A 20172-nucleotide genomic window follows, 5' to 3' on the forward strand; every position below is an offset into this window, starting at 1 on the left:
GACGAACGCAGCCACGCGGAGAACCGACCGACCATCGTTTCCGGCCGCGCCTACGGCCTGACCTTGAACACGCTGCGCCCCATCAGCACGAAGAAATTCCCGTTGCGGTAGATCACCTGGCCCAGGTTGGTGCCGATCTCTTCCAGCGCCGCCCCCGGCCTGGCCCGATAGCGCTTGCGGCTGGCCACCTGGCTCAGCAGCACGGTGCCGTCCGGGCCGATGGCATCGATGGTGCTGGCGACGGGGAAGGACGAAAGCTGCTGGTCCACACCCGCGCTGCGCCGCCAGACCTGGCCGATCTGGTTCAGGTCGCGGGCGACATAGGCCACGTGGCCATTGGCGATGGCGTAGTCGGTGCCCGGCTGCGGCTGCGTCGTGCCGGCATTGGCCAGGAGGCTTTCGGCGGTGCCGTCGTGGTAGACGATGGAATAGGTCTGATTGCTGCAGCAAGGCGTGCTTTTGCGATAGACCGCCCCATTGCCATCGGTCAGCGGGTAGACGTTCCACAGGCTGACGGCCGCGTCATTGGTCAGCGCCTGGTCCAGCCCGCCGCGCCGGCGATGGATGTTGTAGCCGAGTCCGCCCGAACCCGCGGTCCAGTAGACCACGTCGCCATTCGCGGCCACGGCGTTCTGGGTGTTGCCCGCCACCGTGGTCTGCAAGGTGGAGACCCCGTTCAGCAGGTCGCGTGCCCACAGCCCAGCCGGGGAGGCACTGCTGTAGACAGCCCAGTCGCCGGCCACGCTCAGGCTGTTGCTCCCGGCAATCTGGCCCAGATCGGTCAGGCTGCCTGCCCGCCATTCGGTGAGCATCGGCCGCGGCGTCGGGCCGCCGACCGATCCCTTGACATAGAGGGCTCCCGACCGCGTCAGGTAACCCGGCCCGCCATAGGAGCCAACCAGGTCGGGTGAGCTGTCGACGGCGACCAGGCCGCCGGTCGCGACATCCAGCACTGCCAGCGTGGGCAAGGCCGCCAGCGGATCGAGATACAGCACGCGGGAACCGAGCACGTCCCAGGCCGGCCCGGCCACTTCGGCCACCTGCTGCAGGCGTTGGCTGTCCTCCACGTACAGGGTCCGGTCGACGTTCGTCTGGTTGCCGGCGGCGTCGACGCTGTAGAGCGTCAGCTGGACCTTGCGGCCCAGGTAGGCGGACAGGTCGGCGTCGGCGGAAATGAAGTCGATGCCCCTGGCCACCACCGTGCTGCCCTCGATCATCGCAGTCAGCGAGGTGCAGCTGCTCTGGCCGCTGCCAGTGCAACGGGCCACGATCCGCACCGAGCCCGGCGCCACGGTCTCGTTCAGCGGCGCCGAAATCGCGATCTGCGGCAGCGCCTGGTGCACGATCGGCACGACGGCATCGGTGACGTTGGACGCGGTATCGGTGGCCGTCACCACCAGATCGAGCTCGCCCGCAGGCAAGCCCGCCAGCGAGCCGGTCCCGCTCCAGGCCAAGCCGATTCCGCCGACGCTGCCGTAGCTGAGCGGAATCGTGTTCCCGTTCACCGTGGCGGTGACGGAGGCCAGCGGCTGGGATGCGCTCACCTGGGCGACGATCTGGTAGCTGTCGCCCGTCGTCTGGCCCGAAGCGGGCTGCAATACGGTGGTGGCGACAGCCGGCGAGACGTTGGCCCCCTGGGCCGTGAACTGTACCGCCGGCAGGCCGGCGACGCTGGCCGCCAGCCGGTTGGTGCCCTTGGCCACGCCCAGTCGCCAGTTGCCGCTCGAAGCGCGCCCGGCGGCATCGGTACGTGCCTGCGCGTACTGGATCTGCCCGCCGCCGCTCGTGATGCTGAACGACACGTCGACTCCGGGCATGGGCGCCCCGAGGCTGCTGGTCACGACGACCGCGGGAGCCACCGCAACGGCCGTACCGGGTGCCGCGGTCTGGTCGTCGCCGGCCGCCTTTGCGATCGATTGGGGAACCGGCGTGGGTGTGGGGACCGGGGTAGGCGTCGGAACCGGTGTGGGGGTGGGCGTAGGCGTCGGAATCGGCGTGGGAGTGGGCGTCGGCGAAGGCGTAGAACCGCCGCCCCCGCCGCCGCAGGCGGCAAGTCCGAATACCAGCGGCAGGGCCACGACGGCCGTGGTCAGATATCGCATCGATTTTCCCCAAGGAGGCCCGGCCGCGGCGTAGCCGCATCGCGGCATGGTTCGTGCCACGGCGAACCCGCGGCAGAACACGTTGATCGGGACGGAAAGGCATTTCCGATCGGTTGACGATCATCCGGCGCAGCCAGGCAGGCTGCGAATGGCACTCATTACCCGGTAACTATAGTCAAGGATCGGCAGCGTCTCGCCCGATACGACCTGCCGGACCTGGCCTCGGGACGGTGGAGTGCGGGAACGACTCGTCCCGGCAAGGAGGCGACCTGTTTATCAACCCCCGCCGGACGTCACGATGCTGCCGGCGGCACCGATACCTCCAGCCGCACACCCTCTTCGGCGCCATCGTGCACAGGCCCTTCCAGCAAGGGCACGCCCGTCGTCCCGCCCTCGCGCAGCCGCTCGGCCAGTTCGGCCAGATTCACGTCCAGCGTCGTATCGATCCGGCCGAAGTATTCCCCAGCAGCCGATGCAGCCCATCCGCCGCCCGCGGCGGTGTCACCGGCCGGGTCACCAGCAGGTGGTAGAGCGCCTGCAGGGTGATGCATTCGAGCGCGGCCGCCAGCACCCAGCCGTCCGACCGGGTCGACTGTACCCAGCCGCGCTGCGACAGCCGCTCGAGCAGCTCGTGCAGCTCGTCCTGGCCCAGCGACAGCATGCGGCGCAGCCGGCCGAGCTGCAGCACCTGGCCCTCGCGCCGCGCCTCGTCCAGCCGCAGCAGCAGCCGCACGGCGTCGTACAGCCGCTGGCCCGGATGCACGCGGCGGCGCCAGGCCTCGCCGTGCCAGTAGGACAGCGTCGCGGCGATCACCGCGCCGGCCAGCACGATGGTCCAGACCAGGTAGAGCCACAAGAGGAAGATCGGCAGCGCGGCGAAGGCGCCGTAGACCAGCTTGAAGGTGCCGAACTTTTTCACGTAGAGCCCGAACAGCGTCTTCATCAGCGTCAGCGCCGCGGTCGAGAAGGCGGCCGCGGTCAGCGCGTGCGCGGTCGGCACCGGGCAGTTGGGCACCACGCGGTAGAACAGCGCGAGGCCGGCCAGCGCGATGACGAAGCCCGAGCCGCTGAGCAGCGCGGCCAGCACGCCCGAGCCGCCGCGCGCCTCGAGCCAGCCGATCATGGCGAGGCCGATACCCAGCAGCAGCGGGCCCAGCGTCAGCACCGCCCAGTAGGTCAGCGTCTTGACCAGCCAGGGCCGCTGCCGCCGCACGCGCCAGATGCGGTTGAAGGTCTTGTCGATGGTGCCCATCATCGCCAGCGCGGTGACCGCCAGCGTGGCCATCGAGACCGCGGTCAGCTTGCCGGTGTTGTCGGTGAACTGGCGCATGTAGACCGTGATCACCCGGCCGGCCGAATCGGGCACCAGGTTCTGCAGCAGGAAGACTTTGAAGCGCGCCGAGAAGTCGTCGAACATCGGGAAGCCGGCGACGATGGTCAGCGTGATGGTCAGGAAGGGCACCAGCGCCAGCATGGTGGTGAAGGTGAGGCTGCCGGCGGCCTCGAGGCAGCGGTCGTCGCGCAGGCGGCGCAGCACGAACAGCATGAAGCCGACCGGCGCGGGCAGGTTGTGGAAGACGTTGCGGCGGTATTCGGAAAGGGTAGGCATGCGTTGGCGCCCGGGATACGGCGGGCATTCGGCTTTCTAATGTGCGTCACCCGGCCGGACCGGGCGCTATTCGATGACTTAACGATCGACCATTCGATTTGCTGATTCGATTTCCACGCCCGCCCTCGCCACGGCCGGTAATCCGATCGATCGGGGATTTCCGCACAGCAGCCGAAGAGCGCGTTTCAACGGCGCGCGCAGGTGGGCGGAGCAAAGCGTGGAATGGCCGGACTATCCATGAAATGCGGCGGGCGGCAAAGCCCTATAATTCCGGCTTTATCGCTCTCCCCGCCCCGTCCATGGCCGATCTGCTGGTTCTCTACTATTCCCGCCACGGCGCCACCCGCCAGCTCGCCCAGCTGGTCGCGCGCGGCATCGAGTCGGTGCCCGGCTGCCAGGCGCGGCTGCGCACCGTGCCGGCCGTCTCCACCGTCTGCGAGGCGACCGCGCCGGCGATTCCCGACGACGGCGCGCCGTACGTCGAGCTGGCCGATCTGAAGGACTGCATCGGCCTGGCGCTGGGCAGCCCGACCCGCTTCGGCAACATGGCGGCGCCGCTCAAGTACTTCCTCGACGGCACCAGCAACGACTGGCTGGCCGGCACGCTGGCCGGCAAGCCGGCGGCGGTGTTCACCAGCACCTCGAGCCCGCACGGCGGCAACGAGGCGACGCTGCTGACCATGATGCTGCCGCTGCTGCACCACGGCATGACGCTGCTCGGCATCCCCTACAGCGAGCCGGGCCTGACGCTGACCGCCGGCGGCGGCACGCCCTACGGCGCCAGCCACGTGGCCGGCCACGACGGCCGCCGGCCGGTCGACGAACACGAGAAGGCGCTGGCGATCGCGCTCGGCAAACGGCTGGCCGAGGCGGCGGTGAAGCTGGCGCGGCCGTTGTGAGGCGCAGCGCCGCCATGTAGGTGGGGATTGACTCCCGACAGCGCCGGCCGAGGCATCGCAGTCGGCAACATCGCTGTCGGGAGTAAATCCCGACCTGCAAAAACCGCCCCCTGCCTTGCCGATTAAACGATCCGAAAGACCACCCAACGATGTCCCCCTCGTCCGACTCGCCCGCAACGGCACCCTGGCCGGCCTCCTGGCCCTGTTCGCGCTCTGCCTCGCCTGGGAAGGCTGGCTGGCGCCGCTCAGGCCCGGCTCGCTGCTGTGGATCAAGGCGCTGCCGCTGCTGCTGCCGTTGCCCGGCGTGCTGCGCGGCCGCCGCTACACCTACCAGTGGCTCAGCATGTTCATCCTGGCCTGGTTCATCGAGGGCGTGATGCGCGGCTGGAGCGACGACGGTGCGATCCGCTACTTCGCCCTGCTGGAACTGGCGCTCAGCGTCTGGATCTTCGCCTGCACGGTGGTGTTCGCCCGCTTCACCCGGCCGAGCGCGGCATGAGTCCCTTCCCGCTGCTGCGCCTGCTCGGCCACGACGATTTCGTGCCCGGTCCGCAATTGGCCGAGGCGCTCGGCGTGTCGCGCGCCAGCGTGTCGCTGGCGCTGCGCTCGGCGGCCGAACTCGGCGTCGAGCTGCATACCGTCAAGGGCCGCGGCTACCGGCTGGCGCGGCCGATCGGCTGGCTCGACGAGGCCAGCGTGGCGCGGGCGCTCGGCGAGCGGGCGCGCTTCTTCGATCTCAAGCTGTTCGACGAGATCGATTCGACCAATACCGCGCTGATGGCCGCCGCCGGCCAGGGCGCGCCCTCAGGCCTGGTCTATGCCGCCGAACGGCAGACGGCGGGCCGCGGCCGCCGCGGCCGCCGCTGGCAGGGCGCGCTCGGCGACGCGCTGATGTTCTCGCTGCTGTGGCGCTTCAACCTCGGCGTGGCCGACCTGTCGGGCCTGAGCCTGGCGATCGGGGTGGCGGTGGCGCGCGCGCTGCAGGCGCTCGGCGTCGCCGGCGCGCGGCTCAAGTGGCCCAACGACATCGTCTGCAGCGAGGGCAAGCTCGGCGGCATCCTGATCGAGTTGTCAGGCGATGCGCTCGGCCCCTCGGCGGTGGTGATCGGCATCGGCCTCAACCTGCGGCTGGCCGAAGCCGCACGCGCCGCGCTCGACCAGCCGGCCGCCTCGCTGGCGGCGCTCGGCTATGCCGGCGAGCGCAACCAATTGCTGGCCGCGGTGCTGGCCGAGCTGGCGCTGCTGCTGCCGGCCTTCGAGGCGGCCGGCTTCGCCCCGCTGGCGGCCGAATGGGAGGCGCGCCACGCCATGCAGGGCATGCCGGCGCGGCTCTTGCTGCCCGACGGCAGCGCGGTCGAGGGCGTCGCGCTCGGCATCGCCGCCGACGGCGCGCTGCGCTTCGGCGGCCCGGACGGCGAGCGTCGCGTGCATGCCGGCGAAGTCAGCCTGCGGAGCGCGGTATGAGCGCGCCGGTGCTGCTGCTCGACGCCGGCAACAGCCGGCTCAAGTGGGCGCTGGCGACGCCCGGCGGCTACCTCGCGCAGGGCAGCCTGGGCTACGGCGAGCGGGCGCAGTTGCCGGCATCTCTGGCCGGCTTCGATGCGCCGCGCGCCGCGCTCGGCTGCAACGTGGCCGGCCCGCAGGTGGCCGCCGAGCTGGCCGCGCAGCTGGCGCCGCTGACCATCGACTGGTTGCGGCCGGTCGCCGCCCAGGCCGGCCTGCGCAACGGCTACCGCGAGCCCGGCCAGCTCGGCGCCGACCGCTGGGCCGCGCTGATCGGCGCCCGCGGCCTGGCCGCCGGCGACTGCATCGTGGCCATGGCCGGCACCGCGCTGACGGTGGACGCGCTGAGCGCCGAGGGCGACTTCCTCGGCGGCCTGATCGTGCCGGGCTTCCGCCTGATGCGGCAGGCGCTGGCGCAGGGCACCGCCGACCTCGGCCTGCCCGGGGGCGAGCCCGCCGACTTCCCGCGCTCGACCGGCGAGGCCATCGTCAACGGCGCGCTGGCGGCGCTGGCCGGCGCGATCGAGCAGGCGCGCGGCCGGCTCGAACGGCATACAGGCCGGCCGGCGCAGCTCTTGCTGTCGGGCGGCGACGGCCCGCTCTTGGCGCCGCTGCTCGCGCCGGCGCTGGCGGAGCGGCTGATCGCCGTCGATAATCTGGTGCTGCGCGGGCTCGCCCGCCTCGCCTTCAACGACCCGGAGCGGAAACCTCTCCCATGAAGTGGCTGTTCTTCCTGCTGGTCCTCGCCAATCTGCTGTTCTACGGCTACACCCGGCTGGTCGAGCCGCCGCCGCCCATCGACTGGAAGGGCCGCGAGGTGAAGGCCGCGCAATTGAAGCTGGCGGCCGACGACTCGGCCAGGCCGGCCCCGGCCGAAGCACCGGCCCAGGCGGATCCGGCGCCTGCCCCCACCCCGACACCGACGCCCGCCCCACGCCCACGCCCACCCCGGCCCCGGCCCGGTCGGCCGAAGCGGCGGTCGCCGCCAAGCCCGCGCTGGCCTGCTTCGCCTGGCGCGGCATCCTGCCCGAGGACCTGCCCAATGCGCGCAAGCGCATCGCCGCCTTGCAGCTGGGCGGCGAGATCAAGCTGGAGAACAACGAGCCCGAAGGGCCGACCCGCTACTGGGTGCTGATCCCGCCGCGCAGCACCAGCGCCGAGGCGCAGCGCAAGGCCGAGGAGCTCAAGGCCATCGGCGTGGTCGACTTCTTCGTGGTCAGCGACGACAAGAAATGGCTGAACGCGATCTCGCTCGGCCTGTTCTCGACCCGCGAAGCGGCCGAGCGCCGGCTCGACGCGCTCAAGCAGCAGGGCGTGCGCACCGCCACCCTGCGCGAACGGCGCGAGGGCGCGCCGGCCAGCAGCACCTTCTACCTGCGCAACGTCGCGCGCGAGGCGAAGTCGGCGCTGAGCCAGGCGGCCAGCGCGTTCCGCGGCAGCACCGTCGGGGAAACGCCTTGCTAGGCTCTTCACCCACCATGAAAAACGGCAACCCGCGGGTTGCCGTTTTTCATGGATCTCGTTCAGCGGGCAGCGCCGATCGGCTGTAAGTCGGAATTCATTCCGACTGCGCCTTCGATCGACATCGCTACGGGCGCATAGCCCACGAACGAGCGCCAGCGAGGCTTCCCGCGGCGGCGGGGACGGGAGGAGTAGGAATGAATCAGCGGAGAGTCGCTGTTTCGGCCCGAGCCGATGGTGAGCACCCGGGCTCCCCGGGTGCCTGATCCGCCGCGAACCGCATCCACTGCCCGAATCGATACCGACCAGGCCCTCAGAAACCGATGGTCAGCCCGACGTTCAGCACCGGCCAGGCCTTGAAGTGCTTGAGGTCGTCCTGCAGCCGCGCCTGCTCGGCCGCCGCGTCGGTGCGGATCTGGTTGCATTGCGCCGCCGGCACCGCGCTGCCGCAGGTCACGTCAACGCGGGCCTTGCTGCCGCCCTGCAGGATCACGCCGAGGTCGCCGTAGAAGTTCACGCCGAAGCCCGACACGTTGCCGTAGCCGACGCCGAGGTAGGGCGCCGCGCGGCGCTTGCCCTTGATCTCGGCCTTCACGCTGCCGATCTCGGCGGCGGTGTAGTTGTGGCCGTTGAGCTCGTAGGTTCCGCCGGTCGGGCGGCCGTCGAGCACGAACTTGTTGTCGGCGCCGACCACGCCGGCGGTCAGCCGGAACGGGCCGAGCGGATGCCAGTCGACCAGCGCGCTGATGTTGGACAGCTTGAGCTTGCCCTCGTAGTGCACGTCGGTCTCGTCGACGTCGCGGCTGTAGTCGAACTTGCTGTAGCCGATGCGGCCCGAGAAGGTCGGGATCAGGTCGAAGCCGACGTCGGCGCCGATGCCGGTGGTGCCGGCGCGTACGCCGACCCCGGCCGCCTGTGCGCCGCCGGCCAGCGTCGCCAGCAGCAGCATGCCCATCCATGCGTGTTTCATCGTGTCACTCCCATTTGCGTCGCGGCCCCGGGATGGGCCGTCGTGATCATCGTCGCTACGGTTTTAGGCGCGATCGGCGCATTGCGCCAGCGCCGCTCCCGCCGCTCAGCGGCGCTTCCGGAACACCAGGTCCCATACGCCGTGGCCGAGGTTCAGGCCGCGCTGCTCGAACTTGGTCAGCGGCCGCCAGTCGGGCCGCGGCGCGAAGCCGTCGGCGCTGTTCTGCAGATCGGGGTTGGCGGACAGCACTTCGAGCATCTGCAGCGCGTAGTCCTCCCAGTCGGTCGCCATGTGGATATAGGCGCCGGGCTTGAGCCGGCTGACGATGCGGGCCAGGAAATCGGGCTGCACCAGGCGGCGCTTGTGATGGCGCTTCTTCGGCCACGGGTCGGGGAAATACAGGTGGAAGCCGTCGAGGCTGGCTTCGGCCAGCATGTGCTCGACCACCTCGACCGCGTCGTGGCGGACGATGCGCAAATTGGAGAGCTGCTTTTCGTCGATCAGCTTGAGCAGGTTGCCCACGCCCGGACCGTGCACCTCGATGCCGAGGAAGTCGGTATCGGGCCGTGCCGCGGCGATCTCGGCGGTGGCGCCGCCCATGCCGAAGCCGATCTCGAGCACCTTGGGCGCCTCACGGCCGAAGGCCGCGGCGAGGTCGAGCTTCTGGTGGCGGTATTCGATGCCCCAGCGCGGCATGCCCTCCTCCATCGCGCGCGTCTGCGCATCGGAGAAATGGCCCTGGCGCAGCACGAAGCTGCGGATATGACGATGGTGCGGATTGTCCATAGGGTCGGCGCTGCGCGCCTCCGGTGATTCGGCGCTGTCGCGCCTCAAGTGAAACGTGAAAGGTGAAACGTGGTCGGCGCTGCGCGCCTCCGTGACTCGGCGCGATGCGCCTCGGGTGAACGTGAATGGCGCTGCGCGCCTCCATGGATGCATGCCGGTTGCCATGCACCGCGGGTGAATCGATGAACTATAGGTGGCGACCCACCCACGTTTCACCCTTCACGTTTCACTGAGGCGCGCAGCGCCGAATCACACGACTGGCCTCATCCAATGAGGCCTGTCGTCGGCGAGCTGGGGCTCGCCGAGTAGAGCTTCTTGGGCATGCGGCCGGCCAGGAAGGCTTCGCGGCCGGCCTCGACGCCCTTCTTCATCGCGCCGGCCATCAGCACCGGGTCGCGCGCCGCGGCGATCGCGGTGTTCATCAGCACGCCGTGGCAACCGAGTTCCATCGCGATGGCGGCGTCGGATGCGGTGCCGACGCCGGCGTCGACGATCACCGGCACCGTGCTCTGCTCGATGATCAGCTTGAGATTCCACGGATTGAGGATGCCCATGCCCGAGCCGATCAGGCTCGCCAGCGGCATGATCGCGCAGCAGCCGATCTGCTCGAGCTCGCGCGCCGCGATCGGGTCGTCCGCGGCGTAGACCATCACGTCGAAGCCGTCCTTGACCAGCACCTCGGCCGCCTTCAGCGTCTCGCGCATGTTGGGAACAGCGTGTGCGGGTCGCCCAGCACCTCGAGCTTGACCAGCTTGTGGCCGTCGAGCAGCTCGCGCGCCAGCCGCAGCGTGCGGATCGCGTCGTCGGCGCTGTAGCAGCCCGCGGTATTGGGCAGGTAGGTGAATTCGCTCGGCGGCAGGTAGTCCAGCAGGCTCGGCGCCGCGGCGTCCTGGCCGATGTTCACGCGGCGGATGGCGACCGTGACGATTTCGGCGCCCGAGGCGTCGATGGCGGCGCGGGTCTCGGCGAAATCCTTGTACTTGCCGGTGCCGACCAGCAGGCGTGAGCCGTATTCGCGGCCGGCGATCAGGAGGGATCGTTCATGGTGGGCTGTTCCGAGCGGGATGGACGGGCGGCGCGCAGGCGCCGGTGGAATCGGGCGGGCCTCAGCCGCCGCCGACCGCGACCACGATCTCGAGGCGGTCGCCGGCCGCGAGCACGGTCTCGCCGTGCAGGCGCTTGGGCACGATCTCGCCGTTGCGTTCGACCGCGATGCGGTGGCCGGCATGGCCGAGCCGTTCGATCAGGCCGGCGAGCGACAGGCCGGCGTCGACCTCGCGCGCTTCGCCGTTGACGGTAATCTGGATCACGTGATGGCTGGAGCTATCGATTGCGAAGCCGCGATTTTAGCAGCGCGGCCGTGCCGGCTGCGGCCGATATCGACTGAATCGACGGCGACGGGGCAATCGGCCCGGCCGTAGAGGCCGACGTCCTCATTGAGCGGCCCGCAATGCGAGCGGGAGGTCGGACATCCGTCCGACCGCGCCGCGAACCTAGCAGGCCTTCGGATTGAGGTCCGAGCTACGGCGGCCGATCACCGTGGGAGCGGCTTCAGCCGCGAATGGCGGTATGTGGCGCCCCAGGCATTCGCGGCTGAAGCCGCTCCTACAGGCACCGCCCGGCCAAGGCGACGCCGATCAATGTCCGGTCTTGAGCCGATGGATGCGCACGACGGTCTCAAGGCTGCGCAGCGTCTGCATCACCCGCGCCAGGTGCTGGCGGTTCTCGACCTGCACCGTGAAGCTGATCTCGGTGTAGCGGTCGCCCTCGGCATCGTTGTCCATGCGCACGTTCTCGATATTGGCGCCGGCTTCCGAGATCGCAGCGGCGATCTGCGCCAGCACGCCGCGCTCATGGATCGCCAGCACCTTGATCTGCACGTCGAACAGCTTGCCCGGCGGCACGTCCCACTCGACCTCGAGCAGCTTGTCCGGATCGATCCGGCCGTGGCGGCCGACCACCTGCGGGCAGTCGTGGGTGTGGATCACCAGGCCCTGGCCCTGCTTGATCAGGCCGATGATCGGATCGCCCGGGATCGGGTTGCAGCAGCGCGAGAACTGCACCGCCACGCCCTCGGTGCCGCGGATCAGGATCGGCCCCGGCCGCGCCTCGCCCTCGGCCAAGAGGCCCGCCAGCGTCAGCAGGCGCTGCGCCACCACCACGCCGAGCCGCTTGCCGAGGCCGGTATCGGCCAGGATCTCGTCGCGGCGCGACGGCGCGTTCTCGCGCAGGTAGCGCTCCCAGGCTTCGGGCGGGATCTCGACCGCGTGGTTCATCAGCGCGCGCACCGCCTGGCTCAGCATGCGCTCGCCGAGCTGTACCGCCTCCTCGTAGCGCATGGTCTTGATGAAGTGGCGGATGTGCGAGCGCGCCTTGCCGGTGACCACGAAGTTGAGCCAGTTCGGATTGGGCTTGGCGTGCGCGGCGGTGACGATCTCGACCTGGTCGCCGGTCTTGAGCACGCTGCGCAGCGGCATCAGGTCGTAGTTGATGCGCGCGGCGATGCAGCGGTTGCCGATGTCCGAATGCACGGCGTAGGCGAAATCGACCGCGGTCGAACCCTGCGGCAGCGTCAGGATCTTGCCCTTGGGCGTGAAGACGTAGACCTCGCCCGGGAACAGGTCGACCTTGATGTGCTCGAGGAATTCGACCGAATCGCCCGACATCGACTGGATCTCGAGCAGGCTCTGCAGCCATTGGTGGGTCTTCTGCTGCACGTCGCTGACGCCGTCGTCGCCCGACTTGTACATCCAGTGCGAGGCCACGCCCGACTGCGCCACCTTGTGCATGTCCTGGGTGCGGATCTGCACCTCGATCGGCGTGCCGTAGGGCCCGACAGCGCGGTGTGCAGGCTCTGGTAGCCGTTGGGCTTGGGGATCGCGATGTAGTCCTTGAACATGCCGGGCCGCGGCTTGTACAGCGCGTGCAGGTGGCCCAGCACCAGGTAGCAGGTCGGCACGTCCTGCACGATCACGCGGAAGCCGTAGATGTCGAGCACCTCGGAGAAGCTCAGGTGCTTTTCCTGCATCTTGCGGTAGATGCTGGCTAGGTGCTTCTCGCGACCGTAGACGGTGGCTTCGATGCGGGCGTCGACCAGCTTGTGGCGGATCGATTCGAGGATCTTGCCGACCACCTCGCGGCGATTGCCGCGCGCGGCCTTGAGCGCCTTGTGCAGCACCTCGTAGCGCATCGGGTGCAGGTAGCGGAAGCTCCAGTCCTCGAGCTCCTGGTAGATCGCATGCAGGCCGATGCGGTTGGCGATCGGCGCGTAGATCTCCAGCGTCTCGGCGGCGATGCGCTTCTGCTTGTCCTCGCGCATCGCGTCGAGCGTGCGCATGTTGTGCAGCCGGTCGGCGAGCTTGACCAGGATCACGCGCACGTCGCGCGCCATCGCCATCAGCATCTTGCGGAAGTTCTCGGCCTGCGCCTGCTCCTTGCTCTGGAATTCGAGCTTCTCGAGCTTGGACAGGCCGTCGACCAGCTCGGCGATCGGCTTGCCGAACTTGTCGATCAGCTCGAGCTTGCTGACGCCGGTGTCCTCCATCGTGTCGTGCAGGAAGGCGGCGGCGATCGCCTGGGCATCGAGATGGTGGTCGGCCAGGATGTCGGCGACCGCCAGCGGATGGGTGATGTAGGGCTCGCCGCTCTTGCGCGCCTGATCCTTGTGGCAGGCCGCGCTGAACATGAAGGCCGAGACCAGCAGCGGCAGGTCCTCGGCTTGAGGTAGCCCGACACCTTGGCCAGCAAGGTATTGACGTCGCGCGCGACCTGGACCGCATAGGCCTCGGGACGGGCAGGTCGTCGGCTTCGATCATGGCTTCAACCCTTGCCACATCGTTTGATATGCACAGGTCGTCGAAGCATGCGCGCCCGAGCGAAGCGAGGCCCCTCGCGGCGGCGAGGGCGGGGGAGTGGAATGAATCAGGCTTGAGAGCCCGGTCGAGCAGACACGGACCGCAAGCCCCGGCTTTGCCGGGGCCGATGCTGCAAGTTGATAACTCGATGCGGTCGGACTCATAGACAGGCTCTCAAGGTACAAAAAGCGGGCATCTGCCCGCTTTTTGGTCTTCCGTCCGCCGCCTCAGCTGCGCGCGCGGTGGAGGATCTCGATGCCGATCTTGCCGGCGGCCATTTCGCGCAGGGCCAGCACGGTGGGCTTGTCGCGGCCCGGCTGGTCGACCAGCGGGTCGAGCCGTTGGCGATCTGGCGCGCGCGGTAGGCGGCGGCCAGGGTCAGGTCGAAACGGTTGGAGATGCGGTCGAGACAGTCGTCAACGGTGATGCGGGCCATGATTTGATTACTCCGGTAGAACGCGGGCCGGCCAGCCGGCCGGCCCGATGAAAAGGGGACGGGATCAGCCCTTGAGGCTGGAAATCAGCGCGCAGTGGCGCTCGGCCTGAGCCGGCACGCGGCAGCGCTCGGCGCGGACGATGCCGACGATGTCGCGCACGGCCTGGTCGATGTGTTCGTTGACGATCGCGTAGTCGAATTCCTCGAGCCGGCCGATCTCGCCGCGGGCGTTGGCCAGGCGGCGCACGATCGCCTCCTCGCTGTCGGTGCCGCGGTTGCGCAGGCGCTGCTCGAGCACTTCGCTGCTCGGCGGCAGGATGAAGATGCCGACCGAATCGTCGAAGGCGCGGCGCACCTGTTGGGCGCCCTGCACGTCGATCTCAAGCAGGATGTCCTGGCCGGCGGCCATCGCCTCGGTGATCCAGCTCTGCGAGGTGCCGTACAGGTTGCCGTGCACCTCGGCGTGTTCGAGGAAGTCGCCGTGCTCAACCTTGGCCAGGAAGGCCTCGCGCGTGACGAAATGGTAGTCGCGGCCGTCTTCCTCGCCCTCGCGCGGTGCGCGGCTGGTGAACGAGATCGACAGCTGCACCCTGGAATCGGCGGCGAGCAGGCCGCGCACGAGCGTGGCCTTGCCGGCGCCCGACGGCCCCGCGACGATGAAAAGCTTGCCTTTGCTCATGGAGATGTTTCTCTATCGGACTCAAACGGGCTTCACGGCAGCGTAACACAATCGCCGCGCCGCTCCCATGCGCCTGGGCGCACTGGTATTACTCGATGTTCTGCACCTGCTCGCGCATCTGCTCGATCAGCACCTTCAGTTCGAGCGAGGCTTGCGAGGTATCGACCGCGACCGACTTGGAGCCCAGCGTGTTGGCTTCGCGGTGCAGCTCCTGCATCAGGAAGTCCAGCCGCTTGCCGACCGCGCCGCCGGTCTTGACGATGCGGCGCAGCTCGGTCAGGTGGGTATCGAGCCGGGTCAGCTCCTCGGCGACGTCGACCTTCTGCGCGAACAGCGCGACTTCCTGCCGCACGCGGTCGTCGTCGACGCTGCCCAGCGCCTCGACCAGGCGCTGCTTGAGCTTGTCGTCGTAGGCCGCGACGATCTCGGGCAGCCGCGGCTGCACCTCGGCGACGATGGCGGCCATCTTGTCGGCGCGCTCGGTCAGGCTGGCCGCCAGCTTCTCGCCCTCGCGGCCGCGGGTGGCGGCGAAATCGGCCAGCGCGATGTCGAGCAGTTCGAGCGCGGTCTTCTGCATGGTTTCCGGCGTCACCGCATCGGTCGCCAGCACGCCGGGCCAGCGCAGCAGCTCGCCCATCTTGAGGCCGCCGGCATCGGGCGCGATCTCGCGCGCCTCGGCGGCCAGCGCGACCAGCTGCGCCAGCAGATCCTTGTTCAACTGCAGCTTGGGCTGCGCCTCGGCGCGGGCCGAGAAGCCGATGCGGCAGTCGAGCTTGCCGCGCGAGACCTTGCCGGCCAGCTTCTCGCGGATCTGGTTCTCGATCAGCCGCAGCTCTTCGGGCAGGCGCAGGCTCAGGTCGAGGAAGCGGTGGTTGACCGCGCGCAATTCGACGCTCAGGAGGCCACCGGCCAGCTCACGGGTGGCGACGGCATAGCCGGTCATGCTGAGGATCATTGGAACTCCCTGGAAACGCCGCTTTGACTTTGCCGCGGGGCAAAACCACAATCAGCGGCAGAGCAACCCGTTGTCATCGACCGCGGGCGCAAACTAAGGCCCGAATCTTACCCCATGCCTCCGCCGAACAACCAGCCGCTCGCCCGTGGCTACCAGCTGCTCAACTACACCATCGTCAAGCAGTTGTCGGCGGGCGGCTTTTCGATCGTCTACCTCGCCCACGACGAGAACGACCAGCCGGTCGCCATCAAGGAATACCTGCCCAACGCGCTGGCCCTGCGCAGCGAAGGCGAGAAGGTGCTGGCCACTTCGGCCGAGAACCTCGCGCTGTTCCGCCACGGCATGAAGTGCTTCTTCGAGGAAGGCAAGACGCTGGCGCAGATCCGCCATCCCAACGTGGTGCGCGTGATCAACTTCTTCCGCGCCAACGACACCGTCTACATGGTGATGGAGTACGAGCGCGGCCGCACGCTGCAGAAGGAAATCCAGCTGACCGAGGGCGGCGTGAAGGAGAACATGATCCTCTACGTGTTCGCCCACCTGCTGAACGGCCTGCGCGAGGTGCACCTGAAGAAGATGCTGCACCTGGACATCAAGCCGGCCAACATCTACATCCGCCGCGACGGCTCGCCGGTGCTGCTCGACTTCGGCTCGGCGCGCGAGGCGCTGGGCAATTCGATCAACAAGTTCACGCCGATGTACACGCCGGGCTTCGCCTCGCCCGAGCAGTACGCCGACCGCGACAAGCTCGGGCCGTGGAGCGACATCTACAGCGTCGGCGCCAGCGTGTTCGCCTGCATGAGCGGGATGGCGCCGCAGGCGGCCGACCAGCGCACCAAGGACGACAAGTACCAGTCGGTCGAGAAGATGTGGGCCGGGCGCTATTCGCGCACGCTCCTCACGCTGGTCGACTGGTGCCTGGCGCTCGATCCGCTGGCGCGGCCGCAGAGCGTGCGCGAGGTACAGAAAGCGTTGGTGGAGATCGCCAACGAACCGCAGCCCAAGCCGGGCCTGCTGACAGGACTCAAGAACAACCTTGCCCGCATCGGCCGCTTCGACTTGAAGCGCGGCAGCGGCAAAGGGGAACAACGATGAAATTCACCATTTTCCAGGAGACGCGCCGGGGAGCGCGCCAGTACAACCAGGACCGCATGTGCTACTCGTACAGCCGCGACTCGCTGCTGATGGTGGTGGCCGACGGCATGGGCGGCCACCTGCACGGCGAGGTCGCGGCGCAGATCACGGTCGAGCTGATGGCCGAGCTGTTCCAGAAGAAGGCCAAGCCGGTGATCCAGAACCCGCACCAGTTCATCGCCGACGGTTGCATGAAGTGCCACGACGCGATCTTCAACTACGCGGCCAACCATTCGCTGCTGGAGACGCCGCGCACCACCGTGGTGGCGGCCATCGTGCAGGACGGCATGCTGTACTGGGCCCACGTCGGCGATTCGCGGCTCTACCTGGTGCGCAACGGCCAGGTGCTGGCCCGCACGCGCGATCACTCCAAGGTGCAGCAGCTGGTCGACATGGGCCGGCTGACGCCCGAGGAGGCCGAGCGCCATCCCGAGAAGAACAAGATCTACAACTGCCTGGGCTCGATGTTCCCGCCCGAGGTCGAGATCGGCAGCAAGATCCCGCTGATCGACGGCGACACCGTGCTGCTGTGCACCGACGGCCTGTGGGGCGGCGTCAACGACACCGAGCTGGCCCACGTGCTGTCGGGCTATCCCTCGCTGTACGCGCTGCCGCAGCTGCTCGACCGCGCCGAGATCCGCGGCGGCCCGCACGGGGACAACCTGACCGGCGTGGCGGTGAACTGGCACGAGGAGGACGACGCGCCCTCGACCGTGGCGCTGTCGACCCACAAGCTGTCGGACGGCGAGATCACCACCCGCCTCAACACGCTGAACTCCGACAAGGCGCTCAAGGAGAGCAAGGAGATCACCGAGGCCGACATCGAAGCCGCGATCCAGGAAATCCAGAACGCGATCAACAAGTACTCGCGCTGATCGTTCGCCCCTCCGTACGCCGCGCGGCCCCTCCACGCGGCGTTTCGTTTTCATCGATCGCAACACAATCCATGCCGCCGCGTTCGACGCCGTGCCGGCGAAGCTGAAGGCGCGCGGCTACCGCTTCGTCTGCCACGATGAGGCGCCGGCCGACCCGGCCTACGCCACGCCGGCCGCGGACGGCATGAGCGGGCTGCAGCGCTGAGCGCCGGCGCGCGGCCTGGCCGACGACCTGCGCAACGAGCCAGATCCGCCGATGTGGCTCTACCGCGCCTTCCGGAAACTCGAGGCGGGCGGCGGAAGCGGCCCCGCTATACTGGCGCCGCATTTCAATCCCACCGCATCGAAAGAGGTCCGCCATGCGCCCGTCCGGCCGCCAGCCCGATCAGCTCCGTCCCGTCCGCATCACCCGCCACTACACCCGCCACGCCGAGGGCAGCGTGCTGGTCGAGATGGGCGACACCAAGGTGATCTGCACCGCCAGCGTCGAGGAGAGCGTGCCGCCCTTCCTCAAGGGCAAGGGCGAGGGCTGGGTGACCGCCGAGTACGGCATGCTGCCGCGCGCCACCCACACGCGGATGAAGCGCGAGGCGGCGGCCGGCAAGCAGAGCGGCCGCACCCAGGAGATCCAGCGCCTGATCGGCCGCAGCCTGCGCGCAGTGGTCGACCTGGCGGCGCTGGGCGAACGCCAGATCAGCATCGACTGCGACGTGATCCAGGCCGACGGCGGCACGCGCTGCGCCAGCATCACCGGCGCCTTCGTCGCGCTGCACGACGCGATCGGCGGCCTGGTGGCGGCCGGCAAGCTGGCCGCCAGCCCGATCCGCGACCACGTCGCCGCGGTCTCGGTCGGCATCGTCGGCGGCGTGCCGGTGCTCGACCTGGACTACCCCGAGGACAGCGCCTGCGATACCGACATGAACGTGGTGATGACCGGCTCCGGTGGCTTCGTCGAACTGCAGGGCACCGCCGAGGGCGTACCGTTCAGCCGGGCCGAGATGGATCTGCTGGTGGCGCTGGCCGAGGCCGGCATCTACCGGCTGATCGAGGCGCAGAAGGCCGCGCTGGCCGGCTGACCATGGCCTGGGGCTTCCGTGCCGGCCGCCAGCGCAGCGGCTACCGCACCTTCACCTTCCTGCACCTGAAGTGGCCGCGCCGGCTCGGCACGGCCTTCCTCGGCTGCGACGGCCACCTGATCCACTACCCGGACGGCAGCCATATCCCGCCGCACCGCGACGCGGTGGCCCACGGCCGCCACTACCGCATCAACCTGGTGCTGTGGCGGCCCCGCGCCGGCGGCGTGTTCGAGGCGCTCGGCGACGATGGCCGCCGCGGCTGGGCGCTGGGCCAGCGGCTGTTCTTCTTCCGGCCCGACCTGATGACCCACAGCGTGAGCCGCTGCGAGGGCGCGCGCTGGGTGCTCAGCTTCGGCTGGGCGCTGGCCGATCGCGGCTGAGCCGCAACGTCTTCTTCTGCACCGCATCGATCCGGCCGTTCTGCACTAGCATTGATTGCAAAGGCAATCCGGCGGGAACGACCGGGAGCCGCGCAGCAACGATGCATAGAGGAGAAGAGGACATGAACCGCAGACAGCGCAGCAGCAGCCAGAGCTTCAGCCCGATCCCCGCGCCCGAGCGGCCGAGCCGCAAGGTGGAAGCGCTGCTCGACCCGCCGACCACGCCCGCCAAGCGGCAGGAGTACAGCCAGGTGGTGTCGAGCGGCATCAAGCCGGACATGCGCCGGCGCAACTCGGTATCGCTGCCGGGCTCGGAATACAACCCGATGATGCGCATGCACCAGAAGGCGCCGCAGCAGCAAGGCGTGCAGCAGCCGGATTACCACTACCACATCACCCATCCGGACAATTTCCTCGGCATCGTCGAGCACGGCGGCCTGATGCCGCGCGGCTTCCTGCCCAGCGAGCCGTCCGGGCTCGACAAGCAGACCGGCCGCGACAAGGTGCCGAACACGGTGCTCAAGCGCTTCGAGCACTTCAAGACGCAACAGCGGGAAATGCTCAAGGAAAAACCGTTCGGCCTGGATTTCCCGCAGGAACTCAGGCAACCGCACATGAAGTCCGAGCTGGAGGCGCTGCATACCGACCTGAAGGAGGGGACCAACCAGGAAAACCTCTACATGGGCCGCAACGAGCATTCGCCCAAGACCTATATGGACGGTTTCACCGAATCGGGCGCCGTGCTGTTCCGCACCCGGGCCAATCCGGATCCCGACGTGAATGGCTTCATCAAGGACTCGCAGGGCCGCAAGAACGACATGCGTTCGCGCGGGCTGATCATTCCGTCGTCCCATCTCGAATACGCCAATGTCTCGCCGGAGATGGCCCGCACGCTGATGGACAAGGAGCAGTCCAAGTTCGAGGAACTGGACTGGCAGGCCATGCCGCAACCGACGCCGCCCGACCCGCAAACCGATCGCATGATCACCGACTTCATGCTGAAGCTGCCCTTGCCCAAGATTCCGAAGAAATTCAAGAAGCTGTGAGCGATCGCCGCGCCGCGGGATCCGACCGTCGCGCTTGACCCGCGGCGGTGCGCGGCCTGACACTGCGGCGCTTTCGCCGCCTGCCGACGGTGCAGCATCACGCAGCACAGCCCATGACCCCAGCTTCCGCCTCCCCGTCTTCCGCCCCGGTCAATCCGCGCCGCATCTGCCTGGCGCCCATGCTCGATCGGACGCACCGCTAAATAGAACATCAATTAATCAAGACGTTAAGAATCATCACCAAGGACGTGTAGCAAATTCGAATGCACCAAAGGTGCGCAACTGCCGCCCGATTGGTCATGAACATGTCGAGCCCGCCCAACATGGCGGGCTTTTCCATTTGCAGCAAAGGGGATGGACGGCGCCATGCCGGCGCCGCAGTGCATGTGCAAGCGCTTGGCTGCATG

Annotated in this window: 19 protein-coding genes and 3 pseudogenes; 10 read left to right on the forward strand and 12 right to left on the reverse strand. The window is 68.7% G+C overall.

The window, feature by feature from the left end; all coding sequences use genetic code 11:
* Nucleotides 1-50: 50 nt before the first annotated feature.
* The 3 genes from H9L41_RS25250 to H9L41_RS21655 form a co-directional block, all read right to left on the reverse strand.
* Nucleotides 51-2102 (reverse strand): hypothetical protein, encoded by a 2052-nt coding sequence (locus H9L41_RS25250; protein WP_211236926.1) that lies wholly within the window; start codon nucleotides 2100-2102, stop codon nucleotides 51-53.
* 293 nt (nucleotides 2103-2395) lie between these two features.
* Entirely contained in the window at nucleotides 2396-2530 is a 135-nt protein-coding gene (locus tag H9L41_RS25255) for a hypothetical protein (protein WP_265583872.1), read from the reverse strand.
* Entirely contained in the window at nucleotides 2527-3711 is a 1185-nt protein-coding gene (locus H9L41_RS21655; protein ID WP_187523590.1) for a YihY family inner membrane protein, read from the reverse strand. Before H9L41_RS21655 ends, H9L41_RS25255 begins: the two co-directional genes overlap by 4 nt.
* Nucleotides 3712-4010: 299 nt before the next feature.
* Here H9L41_RS21655 and wrbA point away from each other — a divergent pair, with 299 nt between their 5' ends.
* The 5 genes from wrbA to H9L41_RS21680 all read left to right on the forward strand — a co-directional run bounded on the left by wrbA (nucleotide 4011) and on the right by H9L41_RS21680 (nucleotide 7577).
* Nucleotides 4011-4610: an NAD(P)H:quinone oxidoreductase gene (gene wrbA, locus H9L41_RS21660; RefSeq protein WP_028447734.1), complete on the forward strand. Its 600-nt coding sequence runs from the start codon at nucleotides 4011-4013 to the stop codon at nucleotides 4608-4610.
* 121 nt (nucleotides 4611-4731) lie between these two features.
* Nucleotides 4732-5109, forward strand: coding sequence for a DUF2069 domain-containing protein (locus H9L41_RS21665; protein WP_373282127.1), 378 nt, complete (start codon nucleotides 4732-4734; stop codon nucleotides 5107-5109).
* Complete coding sequence (locus tag H9L41_RS21670) at nucleotides 5106-6074, forward strand: biotin--[acetyl-CoA-carboxylase] ligase (RefSeq protein ID WP_028447736.1); 969 nt, start codon at nucleotides 5106-5108, stop codon at nucleotides 6072-6074. Before H9L41_RS21665 ends, H9L41_RS21670 begins: the two co-directional genes overlap by 4 nt.
* Nucleotides 6071-6832: a type III pantothenate kinase gene (locus H9L41_RS21675; RefSeq protein ID WP_028447737.1), complete on the forward strand. Its 762-nt coding sequence runs from the start codon at nucleotides 6071-6073 to the stop codon at nucleotides 6830-6832. The genes H9L41_RS21670 and H9L41_RS21675 overlap by 4 nt, the downstream gene beginning before the upstream one ends.
* Nucleotides 6833-7178: 346 nt before the next feature.
* Nucleotides 7179-7577, forward strand: a complete 399-nt coding sequence (locus H9L41_RS21680; protein WP_187523591.1) for an SPOR domain-containing protein — start codon at nucleotides 7179-7181, stop codon at nucleotides 7575-7577.
* Nucleotides 7578-7887: 310 nt separating this feature from the next.
* On the opposite strand, the gene H9L41_RS21685 is transcribed toward H9L41_RS21680, so the two are convergent.
* The 9 genes and pseudogenes from H9L41_RS21685 to H9L41_RS21720 form a co-directional block, all read right to left on the reverse strand.
* Complete coding sequence (locus H9L41_RS21685) at nucleotides 7888-8544, reverse strand: hypothetical protein (RefSeq protein ID WP_157462118.1); 657 nt, start codon at nucleotides 8542-8544, stop codon at nucleotides 7888-7890.
* Between the two features lie 105 nt (nucleotides 8545-8649).
* Nucleotides 8650-9330: a tRNA (guanosine(46)-N7)-methyltransferase TrmB gene (gene trmB, locus H9L41_RS21690; RefSeq protein WP_028447739.1), complete on the reverse strand. Its 681-nt coding sequence runs from the start codon at nucleotides 9328-9330 to the stop codon at nucleotides 8650-8652.
* A gap of 263 nt (nucleotides 9331-9593) precedes the next feature.
* Nucleotides 9594-10426 (reverse strand): annotated as a pseudogene (locus tag H9L41_RS21695) (thiazole synthase).
* A gap of 10 nt (nucleotides 10427-10436) precedes the next feature.
* Nucleotides 10437-10640, reverse strand: a complete 204-nt coding sequence (gene thiS, locus H9L41_RS21700; protein ID WP_308417342.1) for a sulfur carrier protein ThiS — start codon at nucleotides 10638-10640, stop codon at nucleotides 10437-10439.
* Nucleotides 10641-10967: 327 nt separating this feature from the next.
* A complete protein-coding gene (locus H9L41_RS26440; RefSeq protein ID WP_444542109.1) occupies nucleotides 10968-12140 on the reverse strand; it encodes an ACT domain-containing protein in 1173 nt (390 codons plus the stop codon).
* A gap of 77 nt (nucleotides 12141-12217) precedes the next feature.
* Nucleotides 12218-13015, reverse strand: a pseudogene (locus tag H9L41_RS26445) (HD domain-containing protein); the annotation flags it as partial.
* A 396-nt stretch (nucleotides 13016-13411) separates the two neighbouring features.
* A pseudogene (gene rpoZ / locus H9L41_RS21710) lies at nucleotides 13412-13620 on the reverse strand (DNA-directed RNA polymerase subunit omega).
* A gap of 64 nt (nucleotides 13621-13684) precedes the next feature.
* Complete coding sequence (gene gmk, locus H9L41_RS21715; protein WP_028447743.1) at nucleotides 13685-14299, reverse strand: guanylate kinase; 615 nt, start codon at nucleotides 14297-14299, stop codon at nucleotides 13685-13687.
* Between the two features lie 88 nt (nucleotides 14300-14387).
* Nucleotides 14388-15254, reverse strand: a complete 867-nt coding sequence (locus H9L41_RS21720) for a YicC/YloC family endoribonuclease (RefSeq protein ID WP_028447744.1) — start codon at nucleotides 15252-15254, stop codon at nucleotides 14388-14390.
* 114 nt (nucleotides 15255-15368) lie between these two features.
* Here H9L41_RS21720 and H9L41_RS21725 point away from each other — a divergent pair, with 114 nt between their 5' ends.
* The 5 genes from H9L41_RS21725 (at nucleotide 15369) to H9L41_RS21745 (ending at nucleotide 19765) form a co-directional block, all read left to right on the forward strand.
* Complete coding sequence (locus H9L41_RS21725; RefSeq protein WP_051319350.1) at nucleotides 15369-16349, forward strand: serine/threonine protein kinase; 981 nt, start codon at nucleotides 15369-15371, stop codon at nucleotides 16347-16349.
* On the forward strand, nucleotides 16346-17263 hold the full coding sequence (locus H9L41_RS21730) for a PP2C family protein-serine/threonine phosphatase (protein ID WP_028447745.1): 918 nt from the start codon (nucleotides 16346-16348) through the stop codon (nucleotides 17261-17263). The genes H9L41_RS21725 and H9L41_RS21730 overlap by 4 nt, the downstream gene beginning before the upstream one ends.
* Nucleotides 17264-17622: 359 nt before the next feature.
* Nucleotides 17623-18339, forward strand: a complete 717-nt coding sequence (rph, locus tag H9L41_RS21735; protein WP_028447746.1) for a ribonuclease PH — start codon at nucleotides 17623-17625, stop codon at nucleotides 18337-18339.
* 2 nt (nucleotides 18340-18341) lie between these two features.
* Nucleotides 18342-18719, forward strand: a complete 378-nt coding sequence (locus H9L41_RS21740) for a 2OG-Fe(II) oxygenase (protein WP_051319351.1) — start codon at nucleotides 18342-18344, stop codon at nucleotides 18717-18719.
* 122 nt (nucleotides 18720-18841) lie between these two features.
* Nucleotides 18842-19765: a hypothetical protein gene (locus H9L41_RS21745; RefSeq protein ID WP_028447747.1), complete on the forward strand. Its 924-nt coding sequence runs from the start codon at nucleotides 18842-18844 to the stop codon at nucleotides 19763-19765.
* Nucleotides 19766-20172 lie beyond the last annotated feature (407 nt).

Source organism: Chitinimonas koreensis (assembly GCF_014353015.1).
Classification (GTDB): Bacteria; Pseudomonadota; Gammaproteobacteria; order Burkholderiales; family Chitinimonadaceae; genus Chitinimonas; species Chitinimonas koreensis.

Excerpts from the sequence above, each read along its gene's own strand:
- H9L41_RS25250 (WP_211236926.1), bottom strand. The coding sequence starts at position 2,102 with ATGCGATATCTGACCACGGCCGTCGTGGCCCTGCCGCTGGTATTCGGA.
- H9L41_RS21655 (WP_187523590.1), bottom strand. The coding sequence starts at position 3,711 with ATGCCTACCCTTTCCGAATACCGCCGCAACGTCTTCCACAACCTGCCC.
- wrbA (WP_028447734.1), top strand. The coding sequence starts at position 4,011 with ATGGCCGATCTGCTGGTTCTCTACTATTCCCGCCACGGCGCCACCCGC.
- H9L41_RS21670 (WP_028447736.1), top strand. The coding sequence starts at position 5,106 with ATGAGTCCCTTCCCGCTGCTGCGCCTGCTCGGCCACGACGATTTCGTG.
- H9L41_RS21675 (WP_028447737.1), top strand. The coding sequence starts at position 6,071 with ATGAGCGCGCCGGTGCTGCTGCTCGACGCCGGCAACAGCCGGCTCAAG.
- H9L41_RS21685 (WP_157462118.1), bottom strand. The coding sequence starts at position 8,544 with ATGAAACACGCATGGATGGGCATGCTGCTGCTGGCGACGCTGGCCGGC.
- trmB (WP_028447739.1), bottom strand. The coding sequence starts at position 9,330 with ATGGACAATCCGCACCATCGTCATATCCGCAGCTTCGTGCTGCGCCAG.
- gmk (WP_028447743.1), bottom strand. The coding sequence starts at position 14,299 with ATGAGCAAAGGCAAGCTTTTCATCGTCGCGGGGCCGTCGGGCGCCGGC.
- H9L41_RS21720 (WP_028447744.1), bottom strand. The coding sequence starts at position 15,254 with ATGATCCTCAGCATGACCGGCTATGCCGTCGCCACCCGTGAGCTGGCC.
- H9L41_RS21725 (WP_051319350.1), top strand. The coding sequence starts at position 15,369 with ATGCCTCCGCCGAACAACCAGCCGCTCGCCCGTGGCTACCAGCTGCTC.
- H9L41_RS21730 (WP_028447745.1), top strand. The coding sequence starts at position 16,346 with ATGAAATTCACCATTTTCCAGGAGACGCGCCGGGGAGCGCGCCAGTAC.
- rph (WP_028447746.1), top strand. The coding sequence starts at position 17,623 with ATGCGCCCGTCCGGCCGCCAGCCCGATCAGCTCCGTCCCGTCCGCATC.
- H9L41_RS21740 (WP_051319351.1), top strand. The coding sequence starts at position 18,342 with ATGGCCTGGGGCTTCCGTGCCGGCCGCCAGCGCAGCGGCTACCGCACC.
- H9L41_RS21745 (WP_028447747.1), top strand. The coding sequence starts at position 18,842 with ATGAACCGCAGACAGCGCAGCAGCAGCCAGAGCTTCAGCCCGATCCCC.